The sequence below is a fragment of the Micromonospora sp. NPDC049201 genome (genome assembly GCF_055586805.1).
The window spans coordinates 1-15,398 of record NZ_JBVJHM010000013.1 but is presented as its reverse complement, the minus strand read 5'-3'; the positions used below and the strand labels follow the sequence as shown (position 1 = coordinate 15,398).

Sequence of the window (15,398 nt, the reverse complement as noted above, 5' to 3'; positions counted from 1 at the left end):
CCGGCCGAAGGCCCACCATCACGATCCGAGGGGAAAAGCCATGCGGTTGCTTCTGTCGACGGCGCTCGTGGAGGCCGGCGATGTCTGACCTCCCGCCGCGGGTGCTGTTCGGTGCCGCCTACTACCACGAGTACCAGCCCTACGACCGGCTCAAGACCGACCTGGACCTGATGGCCGCGGCCGGATTCAGCGTGATCCGGGTCGGTGAGTCGGTCTGGTCGACGTGGGAACCGGAGGACGGCCAGTTCGACCTCGACTGGCTCCAGCCGGTCCTCGACGGCGCCCACGAACGCGGCATCGCCGTGGTCCTCGGCACCCCGACGTATTCGGTGCCCCCGTGGCTGGCCCGCCGATACCCCGAGATCGCCGGGGAACTCCGTACGGGCGAGCGGATGGGGTGGGGCGGCCGGCAGGAGGCGGACTACACCCACGCCGCCTTCCTGTTCCACGCCGAGCGCGTGGTTCGCGCGGTCACCGCCCGGTACGCCGACCATCCGGCCGTCATCGGATTCCAGGTCGACAACGAACCCGGCCTGTGGTTGTTCCGCAACCACGGCGTCTTCCAACGATTCGTCGACGAGCTGCGCCACACGTACGGCAGCGTCGAGGCGCTGAACCGGGAGTGGGGCCTAGTCTACTGGTCGAACCGGCTGTCGACCTGGGCCGACCTGTGGCGGCCGGAGGGCAACACCCACCCGCAGTACTCGCTCGCCTGGCGACGCTTCCAGGCGCGGCTGACCACGGAGTTCATCACCTGGCAGGCCGGCGTCGTGCGCGAGTACGCCCGCCCGGGCCAGTTCGTCACCACATGCATCGACTACGGGCGGCCGGCGGTCGAGGACGACGAGCTGGCCGGTCAGCTCGACGTGACCGCGGGCAACGCCTACTACGAGGCGCAGGACGCGCTGACGCTGCCCGACCCCCGGACGCCGCCGCCGGACCGGGTGGGCGACGGCGCCTGGACGATCCACCAGCACGCCGACCGGATGTGGAGCTCGCGCCAGGAGCCGTTCCTGGTCACCGAGACCAACGCCAACCACCGGATCTCCCCCCACAGCCGTCCCGGATACGACGGGCAGTGGCGGCAGGCCGCCTGGGCACTCGTCAGCCGCGGCGCACGGATGATCGAGTACTGGCACTGGCACACCATCCACTTCGGCGCGGAGACCAGCTGGGGCGGCATCATCCCGCACAGTGGGCGGCCCGGACGCGCCTACCGGGAGATCGCCCGCATCGGTCAGGAGCTCGTCGCCGCCGGCGACCTCGTCGCCGGGTTGACCCCCGACGCCGACGTCACCCTGCTCCACTCCCTGCCCACCAGGTGGCTGATGCAGGAACACCCGCCGCTGGCCCGGCGGGACGGCAGCGGTGACACCGACTCTTACCACGCGTTCTTCGACACCTTCCACCGCGGCGCGTTCGACGCCGGGCTGCAGACCCGCATCGTCCACGTCAGCCAGCTCGTGGCCCGGACCGCGGAGGAGGCCGTCGCGGACCATCCGGTGCTCGTGGTGCCCGGGCTCTACGTCGCCGAGGACGCCACCCTGGACTGGCTGAAGGCGTACGCGCACGCCGGCGGGCACCTCGTCGTCGGACCGCGCACCGGCGTCACCGACGGCGAGACCCGGGCCCGCACCGACGTGCAGCCCGGGCGTCTCGCCGACGCCGCCGGAGCGTGGTACGAGGAGTCCGCCAACCTGCTGACCGAGGTGCCGGTGACCGCCCGGGACGCCGGCCTGACCCTGGACGGTCGGCCGGCCGCGACCCGCTGGCTGGACGCCTTGGTCGCCGAGGACGCGACCGTGCTGGCCGGCTACGACCACCCACACTTCGGGCGGTGGGCGGCGGTCACCACGAGGGCGGTCGGACGCGGACGGATCACCTGCGTCGGGGCCCTGCCCAACGTCGACCTCGCCCGGGCCGTGATGCGCTGGCTGGACGCCGCACGGTCACCCCAGTGGCGCGCCGTGCCGGAGTCGGTGACCAGCACGGGTGCGACCGCCCGCAGCGGACAGCGGCTGCGTTTCCTGCACAACTGGTCGTTCACTCCGGTGGACGTCCGGATCCCGGTCGCGGCCACGGATGTGCTCGACGGCACTCGGTACGCCCCGGGGGACGGCCTGCCGCTGGGGCCGTGGGACGTGCGCGTCCTCGTCGAGGACTGAGCATTCTCGCGGGCCGGATCGCCCCGGGTTCGGTGGAGACTCCACCAGACCCGGGGCGTTACCGCGCCACCACCCGCGTGGTCGGGCGGGACGGCGGGCGAAGCGCTGGTCGGTGACGCGTCACTGCTGACCGGCGGCGTTGCTGCCGGGCTGCTTGGAGGGCCGGGTGCCGCCCGGACGGCACCCGGCCCGTCTTGCCGGCGAGCTACTGCCGGGCCCACTTCTGGTTGGCGCCGCCGGTGCAGTTCCAGGTCTGCACCGCGGTGCTGTTCGCGGTGCCCGCGCCGGTCACGTCCAGGCACAGTCCGGACTCGCGGCCGACGACCGTGCCGTCACCGTTGAGGGCCCACTGCTGGTTGGCGCCGCCGTTGCAGTCCCAGATCTGTACCCGGGCACCCGGGGTGGTGGAGTGACCCGGGACGTCGAGGCACTTGTTGCCGTACACCTGCAGTGCGCCGTTGGACAGCGCGACCCAGCGCTGATTGGTTCCGCCGTTGCAGTCCCAGATCGCCACCTGCGTGCCGTTGGCGGTGGCGGCACCGGGCACGTCGAGGCACCGGTTGGAGCCGGCGCCCCGCAGCACGGTGCCGGAGCCGGCGGGCGGCGTCGTCGGCGGGGTGCCGTCGAGTCGCCAGCCGTAACGGAGCCGGTCGAGCCCCGACTGGTTGGTGATGGTCAGCGACAGGCTGGTGCCACTGCCGGTCAGTGACGTGATCGCACAGGAGGCGTTGAAGCACGGGCCGGGGCCCTGCGTCTGGTTGGCCTCCTTGACGCCGGTCCACACCAGCGAGCCCATGTTCAACTCGCGCACCGTGTCGGTGAGCGCGTAGAAGTAGGACACGTTGTTGTTGCCGTCGCGGGGCCCGTTGTAGTTCACGCCGGTGTTCATCGGCACCCCGAACTCGGTGAGGACCGCCCGGTCGGCGTAGCCGCACAGGCGGGCCTTGAAGCTCTTGATCCAGTCCGCCTCGGTCGGGTGGGTCTCGCCGCCCAGCGTGTACATGTGGATCGACAGCAACGTCCCGCTGAGCCGGGAGTCAGCGCCCACGGCGCACAGGTCGATGTCCGACCAGAGCCCCGGCACCACGATCCGGCCGCGCGGGATGCTGGCGTAGCGCTGCAGGAACGCGGCCGCGAGGTCGGTCAGTTCGGTCGCGCTGTAGCCCCACGGCTCGTTCACGATGTCGAAGTAGAACCGGCTGTTGCTGCCGTACTTGGCGATGACCGTGTCCCACATCCGGTAGAACGCGTTCATGTCGCTGATCCGGCCACCGGTCGGAGGCCAGGGCGCGATCATCACGTTCATGCCCAGCGCGTTGGCCGCGTCGTACGCCGCGGTCAGGCTGTTCCACCACGTCGACGACGTGGTCTGCGGATTGATCCCGAACCGGATGGTGTTGGAGCCGAGGTTCTGGAACCCCTTGAGGATCGCGGTGGCCTTGGTATAGGTGGTCGCATAGCTGTCCGACTTCGACAGCCCGATCGGGACGTTCTCGTCGTAGAGGAAGTTGTCCCGGGCGTCCGCCCAGTTGACTCCCCGGAACTGGCTGGTGGCAGCCTGCGCCGGGGCGCTGGTCGTCGCCGCATGGATGCCGAGCGAGCCCAGCAGTACGGCGACGGCCGCGCCGACCGAGGCGAGCCGCCATCGGCGTTCACGTACAGTCATCATGTCCTCCCTGTCGAATGGCGGTGCCGAGCCGAGTGCTCCGGCGGCTAGCCCAGGCGCCATTGCTGGTTGTTGCCGTTGGTGCAGGACCACAGTTGGACCAGGGCGCCGTTGGCGGTGGAGCCGCCGGAGACGTCGAGGCAGAGGCCGGACTGGACGCCGGTGATGGTGCCGTTGGCGTTGACGTTCCACTGCTGGTTGGCGGTGCCGGTGCAGTCCCAGATGATGACGCGGGTGCCGTTGGCGGTGCCCTGTCCGGCGGCATCGAGGCACTTGTTGCCGTAGACCGTGAGCAATTTGCCGGAGGTGTGGGTCCACCGCTGGTTGGTGCCGCCGTTGCAGTCCCAGATCGCGAGCTGGGTGTCGTTGGTCTGGGTGGCGTTCGGGACGTCCAGGCACCGGCCCGCGCCGACCGCGCGCACCGGTCCACCGGAGGTCGGCGGCGTGGTGACCGGCGGGGACGTCGGCTGGCCGGTGGATCCGTACGGGCACTCGCTGAGATACCGGGAGACGCCCGTGAAGTCCGCGAGTGACGGGCACAGGAACTGCGCGTAGCGGCTGTCGTTGTCGAGGAAGATCTTCAACCAGGGGATCTCCCGCCGGGTCACCTGGGAGTTGCCCCAGGTGGGGAATCCGTGGCCGCCGCCGGAGAGTTCGACGTAGGCGCCCTTGGTGGTGGACGGCTTGGTGGCCCACAGGCTGTTGATCGAGGACGGCGTGACGGTGCCGTCGTCCCGAGCGCCCATGATCAGCGTGGGTACCCGTACGTTGGACAGGTTCTGCGAGAACGAGGCCGGCGCCAGCGGCACGGCCGCCTTGAGTGAGGGGCGCCGCATGGCGGCGTTGATGGCGCCGCCGCCGCCCATCGAGTGACCGAGCACGGCGAGCCGGTTCGGGTCGACCCGATCACGGACCGCGCTCTGCCCGGTGAGGTAGTCCAGCGCGGCAAGCAGTTGAGTGCCCCGGGCGGTGTCGAAGTCGGTGGGGCTGTTGGTGTCGATGCCGATCACCACGAAGCCGAAGGACGCCAGCCAGGGCCCCATCCAGGCGCCCTCGGCGGCCCAGGACGCCGTGTAGCCGGGTACCGCAGCGATCGCGCCCCAGGTTCCCTGGCTCGTGTCGGTCGGGTAGTAGATCTTGCCGCCGTTGAAGCCGTAGCCGCGCGGCACGGTGATCTCGGCGGTGGCGAACGTGCCGCGGCTCGCGGCGACGCTCTGCACCGTGGGATCCGGCCCTCGTTGGTACGAGGCCGCCGTCGCCGCGGGGGAACTGCCCAGCACCGCCGCCGCGGCCGCGGCTACGCCCAGCGTGACCGCGGCTACGGCCGCCGCGATGCGTCGGCTCCGCCGGGGCGCGGGCCCCGGCCAGCCGTCGCGAATATCTGTCTTCACGTTTCCCACACCTTCCGAGAGATGGTTCGGGTCAGTAGACGTACGGCCAGACGGCGGTGTCGTAGCCGATCCGGTTGATGCCGAGCCACGACGTGCCGTTGTCGGCGTAGTAGTGGTAGAAGAGCTGGTCGCCGTCGTTGTCGGCGAGGACCGCCTCGTGACCTGGACCGTGGATGCTGCCGTGCGAGGCGAGGACCTGGGTCCCGCCGCCGGCGAGCATGTCCCGGCCGGTGCGGTCGACGTACGGCCCGGTCGGGGTGGCCGACCGGCCGACCATCACGCGGTAGGTGCTGGCGGCGCCCTGGCAGCATCGGTCGAACGAGACGTACAGGTAGTACCAGGAGCCGCGCTTGACGATGACCGGCGCTTCGATACCCGGGCCGTAGTTGGCGAGGCTGTGCGTCGCGGTGCCGGACCGGCGGCCGGTGGCCGGGTCAAGCGGGATCAGCTTGATCCCGGACCAGAACGAGCCGAAGGTCAGCCACCAGCGGCCCTGGTCGTCGACGAGCAGGTTCGGGTCGATGGCGTTGAAGTTGTCCGACGTCCGGGACTCGATGACCAGTCCCTGGTTGGTCCAGCTGCCCGATGCGCCGGTGGTGCTGGTGGCGAGGAAGATCGCCGACCGGTTGGAGCCGAACGTCGAGGCCGAGTAGTACAGGTAGTAACGGCCGTTGTGGTAGGACAGGTCCGGCGCCCACAGGTTCCGTGACCCGGCGGTGTAGGTCGTGGTCCACGGCGCCCCGCCGGGGAAGACGGCGCCGGCGTTGCGGAACGTGACCCGGTCGGTCGAGGTCTTCAGGGCGATGTTGTCGCCGGTGTGCGCGACCAGGTAGCCACCCTCCGGCTGCTTGACCACGGTCGGGTCGTGCACACCGGTGTCACCGGCGACCTGGCTCGGCTGCGGGTAGGACCCGGGTGGCGTGCCGGGAGTCGGTGACGTGGTGCCGCCGAGTCGGACGAGTTGCCATTGTTGGTTGGTGCCGTCCTGGTCGGGGTAGGCGGCGAGTCGGGCGCCGTCGGCGGTGGATCGTTCCCAGACGTCGATGACCTTGTTGGATTGGCGGTTCACGAACCGTACGTATCCGTCGGTGGAGTCCTGGAGCCGGAACTGTTGGGTAGCCGCGCCGCGGTCGGTGGTCTGGACCAGTTGGGTGCCGTCGGTGCTGGTGGGTAGTTCGAGGACTTTGCCGGAGTGGCGGGATCGGATCCGGTAGAAGCCGCCGCCGGCGTCGAGGAACTGCCACTGTTGTACGGCGAGGTCGTTGCGTGTCCACTGGTTGACCGGGGCGTTGTCCGCGGTGGACCAGTTGTAGAGGTCCATCGCCTTGCCGCTGTTGCGGTTGACGAACACGTACGAGGCGGTGGTGTCGATGGTGGCGGCTGAGGCCGGGGGCGTTGCGATCGCCACGCCTGTGCCGGCGAGCACGACCGCCATGACGCCGGTGATCGACGACCACCACCGCCGCCGGTCACGCCCCTGCGACCGTTCGCGAGACAGGTTCATGACGTCCTCCGTTCCAGGGGGCGCGACCCGGGACCGACGCATTTTCGCCGTGCCGGTCGGGACAGTTGTTTTTCGCCCGCAGTGCAGACGATGTTCGCGCTAACATTGATGGCTGTCAAGGCGTTTTTCCGGTCAGCCCAACGGAATGCGCTGCGGGCTCGTCCGCAGAATTCGAGCATGCGAAATTCGCCGTTCCACCAAGACGCGCGATAATGGATGCGTAACGGACGGTCGATCTGAGGTGCCACATCATTGGCGACGCGAGCGACCCGCCCGGGCCGTGCCGACCAGGCACGACCCGGGCGGGCGCAATCACCTCAGGTTCGGCACCTCGTCGCGGGTGACCACGTAGGAACTGTTGTAGACGGTGTTGATGAAGGACGGTGAATTGATACTGCTATCGCTGATGAAGCTGGTGTGCCAGGTGTTGAACAGCACCCACCGGGCACCGGAGGACTGCAACTGCGCCGGGTCGGGAATGCGGCCGTTCTCGTGCAGCGCGATCGGGATCGTGCCGCCGTAGACGTTGCGGGCGGCGTTGAACATCGACGTCAACGGCCCGTGGTCGTTGGCGTACGTGTCGGCGCCGCCGATGTCGACGTACTGCTTGCCTGGATACCAGGCGGAGTTGGGGGAGCCGTTGAACGGGTGCAGGTAGACCAGATTGTGCACCCCCTGAGCACGCATGAAGTTGTAGGTGTACACCCACAGCCGGTTGTACTGGCCGGCGCCTTCCATGCTCCACCAGAACCAGGTGCCGCTGGCCTCGTGCCAGGGACGGAACAGGACCGCGCCACCGCCGTTCTGAATGATCTTCAGCTGGTTGGCCCAGGCGGTGAGCCGCTGGTTGAGCCGGCCGTTGTCGGCCGTGCCGGAGGTGAGCGCCGCGTTGATGTTCGCCCGCATCAGCGAGCCGTTGTAGCCGTCGGTGTTCTGGGCCGGTGAGCCCATGTGGTAGCCGACCATCGGGATGCCGCCGGCGTTCCACCAGGCCAGACCGCGAGCGCCGAAGTCCGGGGAGTCACCCATGTCCTGGCCGCGGACGGCCGGGTACTTGCCGGAGGCGTTACGGATGATGTTCATCTCGTAGTCCGGGCCGTTGACCCAGGTGGACTCCTGCTGTCCGGAGAGGATGTGGTTGCCGTACTGGCTGTAGAGGTAGCACAGCAGCCGGCGTGCGGCGGCGGTGGCGTTCGGGTCGACGGTGGCGACGGCGCAGCTGCCAGGGTTGGTCGGCGGCGTGGTCGGGTTGCCGCCGGCCTGCGACCAACGCTGATTGGTCTGGCCGTTGCAGTTCCAGAGCGCGACCGGGGTGCCGGCGGCGGTGGCGCCGCCGGAGACGTCCAGGCACAGCCCGGACTGCACGCCGGTGATGCTGCCGTTGGCGTTCAGCCGCCACTGCTGGTTGGCTGCCCCCGAGCAGGACCAGATGATCGCCGCGGTGCCCGCGCTGGTCTGGCCGGCTTCCGCGTCCAGACACATGCTGTTGTTGAAGACGCGCAGTTCACCGGCATCGGTGAAGGTCCACGTCTGGTTCGCCTGGCCGTTGCAGTCCCAGATCTGCACGTGCGTGCCGGCGGTCGAGGTGTTGCCGACGACGTCGAGGCAGCGTCCGGACGCGGCGCTGGCCAGTCGCCCGGTCGACGCGGCCGCGGCGTTGCCGGCGGTCAGCCAGACCGCGGACAGGCTGACGCCGGCCGTGGTCAGCACGGCGACCAGCAGGCTCATCCACCGGGTGCGGCGTCGCCGCGTCGGCGGGGTGGGCGGAGGCGCGAGTGTCATGTCGGTACTCCAGGGGGACGGGATGGGGAGCGGTGGGGTGGGGATCATCGAAGGTTGGGGACCTCGTCGCGGGTGACCACGTAGTTGTGGTTGTAGACGCGGCGCAGGAACGGGGTGTCCTGGTTGGTGAGCCAACTGCCGTTCCAGGTGTTGAACAGCACCCACCGGCTGCCGGAGGACTGGAGCTGGTCGGGGTCCGGGATGGGGCCGTTCTCGTGCAGGGCGATCGGGATGGTGCTGCCGACGATGTCGCGGGTGCGGTTGTACAGCGACGTCAACGGGCCGTGGTCGTTGGCGTAGGTGTCGGCGCCGCCGATGTCCACGTACTGCTTGCCGGGGTAGAACGAGGCGTTCGGGTCGCCGTTGTACGGGTGCAGCCAGACCAGGTTGTGGATGCCCTTGGTGCGGGTGAAGTAGTCGAACTGGAACCGCCACAGCCGCTGGTACTGGCTGCCGCCCTCCTTGCTCCACCAGAACCAGGTGCCGCCGGCCTCGTGGTAGGGCGCCCACAGGACGGCGACGCCGTTGGACTGCAGGCGCTGCAGCTGGGTCGCGGCGGCGTCGAGTTCCGACAGGTACGAGCGGTTCTCGGCCGTGCCGGAGGTGAGGGTGGCGTTGATGGACGCGGTGCCGCCGTAGTTGCAGGGGCTGGTGGCCGGCGCGCCGACGTGCCAGCCGATCAACGGGATGCCGCCGGCGTTCCACCAGGCGAGGGCCCGGTCGACCGCGCCGGGGCGGTCGCACATGTCGAGGCCCCGGATGGCCGGGTCCTTACCGGTGTTGGTCCGGATGTGGGTGAACTCGGACTCGCTGCCGTTGGTCTCGCGCTGGCCGGAGAGGATGTGGTTGCCGTACTGGCTGTAGACGTAGCACAGCAGCTTGCGAGCCTGGGTGGTGGCCTGCGGGTCGACCGGCGTGGCGGAGCAGTTGGACGGCGGCGGGGTGGTCGGCCCGCCGGTGCCGGCGTAGCTCCAGCGCTGGTTGGACTGGCCGTTGCAGCTCCAGCCCACCACCCGGGAACCATTGGCCGTGTTGTTGCTCTCGACGTCGAGGCACAGGCCGGACTGGGTGGCCGTGACGCTGCCGTTGGTGTTCAGGCGGAACCGCTGGCTGGTCTGTCCGTTGCAGTTCTGGATGGCGAGCGGGGTGCCGGCCGCGCTGCCGGGCAGGTCCAGGCACCTGGTCTCGTTGAAGGTGCGCAGCTCGCCCTGGCTGGTGAACACCCAGCCCTGGTTCTGTTGCCCGTTGCAGTCCCAGATCGCGACCGGGGTGCCGGGTGCGGGATTGTTGCCCGACACGTCCAGGCATCGCCCGGACGCGGCGCTCACCAGTGGGCTGCCGGCTGCGGCTGACGCCGTGCCCACCCCCAGGAATCCCGCGCCGCCGCTCGCGGCCACCACGGCCGTGGCGAGCACGATTCTCCACCGCATGACGTTCTCCTCCTGAGGTTTCGTGGATTCGGTGAGGCGTCCGTCGCGTCCCGGCTCGTCGGGTCGTGACGCCGCGACCAGAAGCCGGACATGCCCGGTGGGTCCAGCTCGTGACGTTCACCGAGATGCCGATACGGCTCCGGCACCTCGTTCTCGGACGCCTTGCGGGCCGTCGCGGCGGCACTGCCGGATCGCCGGCCACACATGGGACGCGGCATCCCCGACCGTCGGGGAGGCCGTCGTTAACATGCCGGAATCATCTTCTCAGTTCATGCACAGTGTCAAGTAAGTCGATGGAATCTCGCGCTGGATGACCGGATGGCAGCGCAGAGCAAGTGAATGACGTCAAGAAAGTCGCAAGCCGAATCCACCCGCTACGGACACACGCCGGGCGGGCGTCAGCTGCCCAGGATGCGGTGCTGCAGGGCGATGACGGCGGCGCCGCGGGCCCACTCGCTGAAGGTGAACGGCTTGACCACCACGTCGACGGGCGTCGAGGTCCAGTGGGTGTGGGCGGCGAGCGCCGCCTCGAACGCCTCGGCGCACACGTCGTACATCGCCACCCCCTCGCCGGACAGGATGACCAGCTCGACGCCGGTGATGTTCGCGACGGTTGCGACCACTTGGCCAAGCGCGCGGCCGGCGTCCTCGAACACGCGTCGCGCCGCCGGCTGGCCCTCCACCGCCAGGGCCAGGCACGCCTCGAAGGTCAGATCCGTTCGGTCGAGCGTCGCCGTGACAGCGCGTCGGATCGCCGCCGAACTGGCGTACGCCCGGGCGCAGCCGCGGTGGCCCATCTCGCACAGCGGACCGCTGTCCTGGATCGACAGGTGGCCCACCAGGCCGGTGCCTCGGCCGGCAGCACGCACCAGACGATCGCCGAGCACCAGGCCGCAACCGAGCCCGGCGCCCACGGTGACCAGTGCGAACGAGCTACGCCCCACACCCGAGCCGAACCACTGTTGGGCGGCGGTCAGCGCGCGTACGTCGTTCTCCACCACCGTCGGCACACCCGTGACCGATGCCACGAGGTCACCCAGGGGCACATTCCGCCAGCCCAGGAACGGCGAGGTGGGCACGACCGGATCCCCACCTGAGGCGGTGCCCGCCAGGCTTATCCCGACCGCTGCGGGCGGCCTTCCCGATCCGGTCAGCTCGCGTACGGCCTCGCCCACGCGGGCCACGACGTCGTCAACGTCGTGGCTGATCAGGGGGCGGCGCAGCTCGCGTTGGATCTCGGCGCGAAGATCGGTGCGGACGGCGAACAGCTCGTCCTCGGTCAGCTTGACGCCGATCAACGCCGCGCGGGCCGGATCGACCGCCAGTGGCTGGGAAGGGCGGCCCATCGCGCTGCGGTCGCCGACCGGGTGTTGCAGCAGGTAGCCATCCTGCAGCAACGGCTTGGTCAGCTTGGTCACGGCGGACGGCGACAGGTCCAGCCGGCGCGCCGCCTCTGCCCGTGACAGCGGCCCGTGCACCAGCAACTCCACGAAAACCGATCGCATGCCCTCGGTCAGATGCGCCTCGGCCAACACACTAGACATCCTGGAAAACTTTATTGATGATGTCAAGGAATGAACGCGTCCCGCTTGCCGTTTGACGCGTGTTCTGCCGGATTCAGTTCACGGAGGACATCATGTCGGTGGTGCAGCTGGATCAACACGGCCGGCTGTGGGCGCTCAACACCCGCAATTCCACCTACGTGGTCGGCGTCGAGGTCGACCGCTCGACCGACGAGGCGCTGGTGTCCCAGAGGTACTGGGGGATGAGCCTACCGCCGCCGGCCGCCCGGGAAGCCGCCGCCATGCCGGCCGGGCCGGGTAACCCGTCGGGTGCCGGACGGCACGTGACCAGCTTCTCCCGCCCGGCCGAGGTCGAGGAGCTGCTGCCGGTCGACGGTGGCCTGCGCTGGGGACTACCGAGCCTGCAGGTCACGGTGGACCAGGTGCGGTCGCTCGAGTTGCGGTTCGTCAGTGCCGGCACGGTCTCCGAGAAGAAGGCGGACCGGCTCGACATCGTGCTGGAGGACCACTCCTTCCCGGTCGAAGTCGTGCTGCACGCACGCGTGTACGCCGACTCGGACGTCATCGAACGGTGGGTGACCCTGCGGCACCGGGCCGGCGGCGACGCGGCCGTGGAGGTCAGCCGCCTGGACTCCGGCAGTTGGTTCGTTCCGGACGCCGAGGACTACCGGTACCGGGCTGTGTGCGGGGCCTGGGCGGAGGAGAGTCAACTCCAGCAGGGCCGGCTGCCGGTGGGGGAGTTGACCTTCACCAGCCGGCAGGGCATCACCGGCCATCACGCCAATCCCTGGATCATGATCGACGCCGGGGGCGCCGGCGAGGAGCACGGTGAGATCTGGAGTGTCGCGCTGAGCTGGAGCGGCAGTTGGCGGATGACCACCACCCGCCGGCCCGAGGGCGGGACCGCGGTCACCTCCGGGTTCGGTCATGACGGGTTGCGGTGGCCGCTGCCGGCCGGGGCCGAACTCGTCACCCCGACGATCCTCGGCCTATACCGCGCCGACGGGTTCGGCGGCACCAGCCGCGGCTGGCACGACCACATCCGCCGGTACGTCCTGCCCGCCGGCGACGAGGACCGTCCCGTGCTCTACAACTCGTGGGAGGCGACCGGCTTCGCGGTCACCGAACGGGAACAGCTCTCGCTCGCCCGGTGTGCGGCCGCTCTGGGAGTCGAGTTGTTCGTCGTCGACGACGGATGGTTCGGCCGGCGCGACGATGAGCGCAGCTCCCTGGGCGACTGGTGGCCGCACCGGAAACGTTTCCCCGACGGACTCCAGGGCCTGTTCGACGGTGTTCGCGCGCTGGGTATGAAGGCCGGCCTGTGGGTGGAGCCGGAAGCCGTCAGCCCGGACAGCGACCTCTACCGGGCGCACCCGGACTGGACGCTGCACCTGCAAAGCCGTCGCCGCGACCGCAAACGCCACCAGCTCGTGCTCAACTTCGCCCGTCCCGACGTCCGCGACTGGGCCCTGGAATGGCTCGACCGGCTCGTCACCGAACTCCGTCTCGACTACCTCAAGTGGGACATGAACCGGCCGTTCACCCAGGCGGGCTGGCCCGATCCGGGCCAGGGCCACGACCGGGTCTGGATCGACCACACCCGGCACGTCTACCAGGTCATGGCCCACCTGCGCGCCCGCCATCCGGGGTTGCGGATAGAGGCGTGCGCCGGCGGGGGCGGCCGGCTCGACCTCGGCATCCTTCACCACATCGACCAGGCCTGGCCGTCGGACAACACCGATCCGGTCGACCGGCAGACCACGCAGCACGGCGTCTCCCAGCTCTACCCGGCCAGCGTCATGTCCGCGTGGGTCACCGACTCGCCGAACGCGAACGTCGGCCGGTCCACACCGTTGCGCTACCGCTTCCACGTGGCCATGGCCGGAGCGCTCGGTATCGGGGTTGACCTGGCCCGCTGGTCCGCAGCGGAGCAGGACGAAGCCCGCGCCTTGATCGAGCAGTACAAGACGGTGCGCGGCACCATCCAGCACGGTCGGCACTACCGGCTCGGCGGACGGCCCGGCGTCGAGCGATCTGCCCTGCAGTACGTGCTCGACGACCAGGTCGTGGTACTCGTCTACAACCCGCACGGGAACGCCAAGAGCGGTCCCCGGTGGCTGCGGCTGACCGCCCTGGACCCGGACGCGCGCTACGAGGTCGTCGCCGGAGGCGACGCCGACGGCGTACCCGGACGGCTCGCCGCCAGGTCGTGCTGGTACGGCAGCACACTCATGGCCGTCGGCATCCGCCCCACCGCCTGGGAACCCATCGGCGCCGACCACCGCAGCGACCTGATCGTGCTGCGCCGGACCCACCGCTGACGCCTGTGATGTGGAGATGAGCGTGTTCGACCTGCCCGGCCGGCTGGCCGGGATGCCCCGGGCGCTGACCGCCGAATGGGCCGGCCGGGGCGTCGACATCAACGCCATTGCCCCGGGCCGCACCGCCACCGACGACGCGCAGGTGCTGCGCGAAAAGCCGGAACGCGGCCGGGTGATCCTGGGCCGCATCCCGGCGGGCCGGTGGGGCCGGCCCGGCGACCTGGTCGCAGCGACGGTCCTCCTCGCCTGCGAGGCGGTCGGGGGGCTGGGCCGGTGACCGACCCGGCCTCGCCGCCCGGTCCCCGCCGGCCGGACCTGGCGGGCGTCGGGCCGGTGAGCTGGCTTGCGGACGGCCGGATGCGCGGTCCCGCCATGCGCGACGTCGCCCGGTTGGCCGGGGTGTCCCATCAGACGGTTTCCCGGGTGCTCAACGACCATCCGTCTCGGGCAGCCACAGCTGCATATCGTGCTGCTCGAGCACGGGCGCCAGGTGCTGCAGCTGATGGGCGGAAAACGCCGGCTCGTGCTCGCCGACCACGATCGCGTCGAACCCGCGATCCGGATCGTCGAGCGCGGCCAGCAGCGCGGCCGCCTGCGGACGCTGCCGCCAACCGCGGCGGCGAGAGCAGCCGACATCGAAGTATTCGGCAACGATCACCCCGTGACCGGCGACGAGCTCGCTGGCGCAGTCCCGTTGCCAGTGCCGGGACGTACCCGGTCCTGGTGCTCGACAGTCCACATCCGGCCGTAGAACGCAAACCGCAGGCCGCGCCGCCGATGGTGAGGTGGTTGCGGGTCGGCCTGCGGCTGGCTGTTGAGCCATCGCGTCAAGGGATCGTCCAGATCGTCATACGGGTTGTCTGACACGCCGATATTCCTACGAAGGATCTTCGCGGTCAGGTCGGACAAGTAGTCCGCTGGCGTTCATCACCGTAGTCGGGCATCTCGAGGCGTCGTCAGCGCCACCTCCGCGGCTTCGACGACGAATCCGCACCGCGACGGTCTTGATGGGGGGTGATGACACAGAGACCCTTGATCGGCTGGCCTCGATACGCGAGATCTATTTTGGTATGCTGCTGGCTCGGTGGATTCATCCACGCCTCTCGCGCGGCCGGTGAGAGGCGTGGCCCTGTTCATCAGGGAGGAAGCTCTTGTCTGGTCATCCCATGCGCCGCCGACTCGCCACGGCGGCGGCTATCGTGCTCGGCTCGGCGGCTTGTCTGGTCGCGAGTCCCGCTCAGGCCTAATCCGCATACCTGTACGTCGGTCCATCGCCGTCCTACGGGTTCTACAACCAGAACGACTCGTCCGACCTGCTGCGCGTGCTGGCCGCTCCGACAGGCGCCGTGCCCAGCGGTAAGTGCCTGGACATGTGGTACGACTGGAGCCGCGAGAGCGGTCACTTCGATGCGCGTATGGCACGGTCCTGCCGATCGGCCTTCTCACGCGACAGTGGTAACACGTACGAGTCCACGAACGTGTTCGGCTTCAACAAGCTGTTCAGTTGCTATGGCAACAATAGGGTCTGCTGCACCGATAGGTGACAGTTTCAGTCACGCGGCCTGACTGGCCGGTGGGGTCATGATGGTCTCGTACTCGATAGGGGTCAACCGGGA

General features: G+C 69.6%; 10 protein-coding genes and 1 pseudogene. 4 read left to right on the top strand and 7 right to left on the bottom strand.

The genetic code is table 11. From position 1 onward, the window contains the following. Window positions 1-80 precede the first annotated feature (80 nt). A complete protein-coding gene (locus ACZ6O5_RS25745; protein WP_465980304.1) occupies window positions 81-2,165 on the top strand; it encodes a beta-galactosidase in 2,085 nt (694 codons plus the stop codon). Window positions 2,166-2,370: 205 nt separating this feature from the next. Here ACZ6O5_RS25745 and ACZ6O5_RS25740 read toward each other — a convergent pair whose 3' ends face one another. The 6 genes from ACZ6O5_RS25740 to ACZ6O5_RS25715 all read right to left on the bottom strand — a co-directional run bounded on the left by ACZ6O5_RS25740 (window position 2,371) and on the right by ACZ6O5_RS25715 (window position 11,482). After that, window positions 2,371-3,831, bottom strand: coding sequence for an RICIN domain-containing protein (locus ACZ6O5_RS25740; protein WP_465980303.1), 1,461 nt, complete (start codon window positions 3,829-3,831; stop codon window positions 2,371-2,373). 47 nt (window positions 3,832-3,878) lie between these two features. Then, window positions 3,879-5,222 carry a poly(ethylene terephthalate) hydrolase family protein gene (locus ACZ6O5_RS25735; RefSeq protein ID WP_465980302.1) on the bottom strand — a complete coding sequence of 448 codons (1,344 nt, stop codon included), beginning with the start codon at window positions 5,220-5,222 and terminating at the stop codon, window positions 3,879-3,881. 31 nt (window positions 5,223-5,253) lie between these two features. Beyond that, complete coding sequence (locus tag ACZ6O5_RS25730; protein ID WP_465980301.1) at window positions 5,254-6,726, bottom strand: family 43 glycosylhydrolase; 1,473 nt, start codon at window positions 6,724-6,726, stop codon at window positions 5,254-5,256. A 312-nt stretch (window positions 6,727-7,038) separates the two neighbouring features. Then, on the bottom strand, window positions 7,039-8,508 hold the full coding sequence (locus ACZ6O5_RS25725) for a lectin (RefSeq protein ID WP_465980300.1): 1,470 nt from the start codon (window positions 8,506-8,508) through the stop codon (window positions 7,039-7,041). A gap of 44 nt (window positions 8,509-8,552) precedes the next feature. Further along, window positions 8,553-9,938 carry a glycosyl hydrolase gene (locus ACZ6O5_RS25720; protein WP_465980299.1) on the bottom strand — a complete coding sequence of 462 codons (1,386 nt, stop codon included), beginning with the start codon at window positions 9,936-9,938 and terminating at the stop codon, window positions 8,553-8,555. A gap of 398 nt (window positions 9,939-10,336) precedes the next feature. After that, a complete protein-coding gene (locus ACZ6O5_RS25715) occupies window positions 10,337-11,482 on the bottom strand; it encodes an ROK family protein (RefSeq protein WP_465980298.1) in 1,146 nt (381 codons plus the stop codon). A 92-nt stretch (window positions 11,483-11,574) separates the two neighbouring features. Here ACZ6O5_RS25715 and ACZ6O5_RS25710 point away from each other — a divergent pair, with 92 nt between their 5' ends. The 3 genes and pseudogenes from ACZ6O5_RS25710 to ACZ6O5_RS25700 all read left to right on the top strand — a co-directional run. Next, window positions 11,575-13,782 (top strand): alpha-galactosidase, encoded by a 2,208-nt coding sequence (locus ACZ6O5_RS25710; protein WP_465980297.1) that lies wholly within the window; start codon window positions 11,575-11,577, stop codon window positions 13,780-13,782. Window positions 13,783-13,798: 16 nt separating this feature from the next. After that, window positions 13,799-14,059, top strand: a complete 261-nt coding sequence (locus ACZ6O5_RS25705; protein ID WP_465980296.1) for an SDR family oxidoreductase — start codon at window positions 13,799-13,801, stop codon at window positions 14,057-14,059. An 80-nt stretch (window positions 14,060-14,139) separates the two neighbouring features. Beyond that, window positions 14,140-14,224, top strand: a pseudogene (locus ACZ6O5_RS25700) (LacI family DNA-binding transcriptional regulator); the annotation flags it as partial. On the opposite strand, the gene ACZ6O5_RS25695 reads toward ACZ6O5_RS25700, so the two are convergent. Beyond that, entirely contained in the window at window positions 14,210-14,440 is a 231-nt protein-coding gene (locus tag ACZ6O5_RS25695; protein WP_465980437.1) for a hypothetical protein, read from the bottom strand. The pseudogene ACZ6O5_RS25700 and the gene ACZ6O5_RS25695 sit on opposite strands and share 15 nt — an antisense overlap. Window positions 14,441-15,398: the final 958 nt, after the last annotated feature.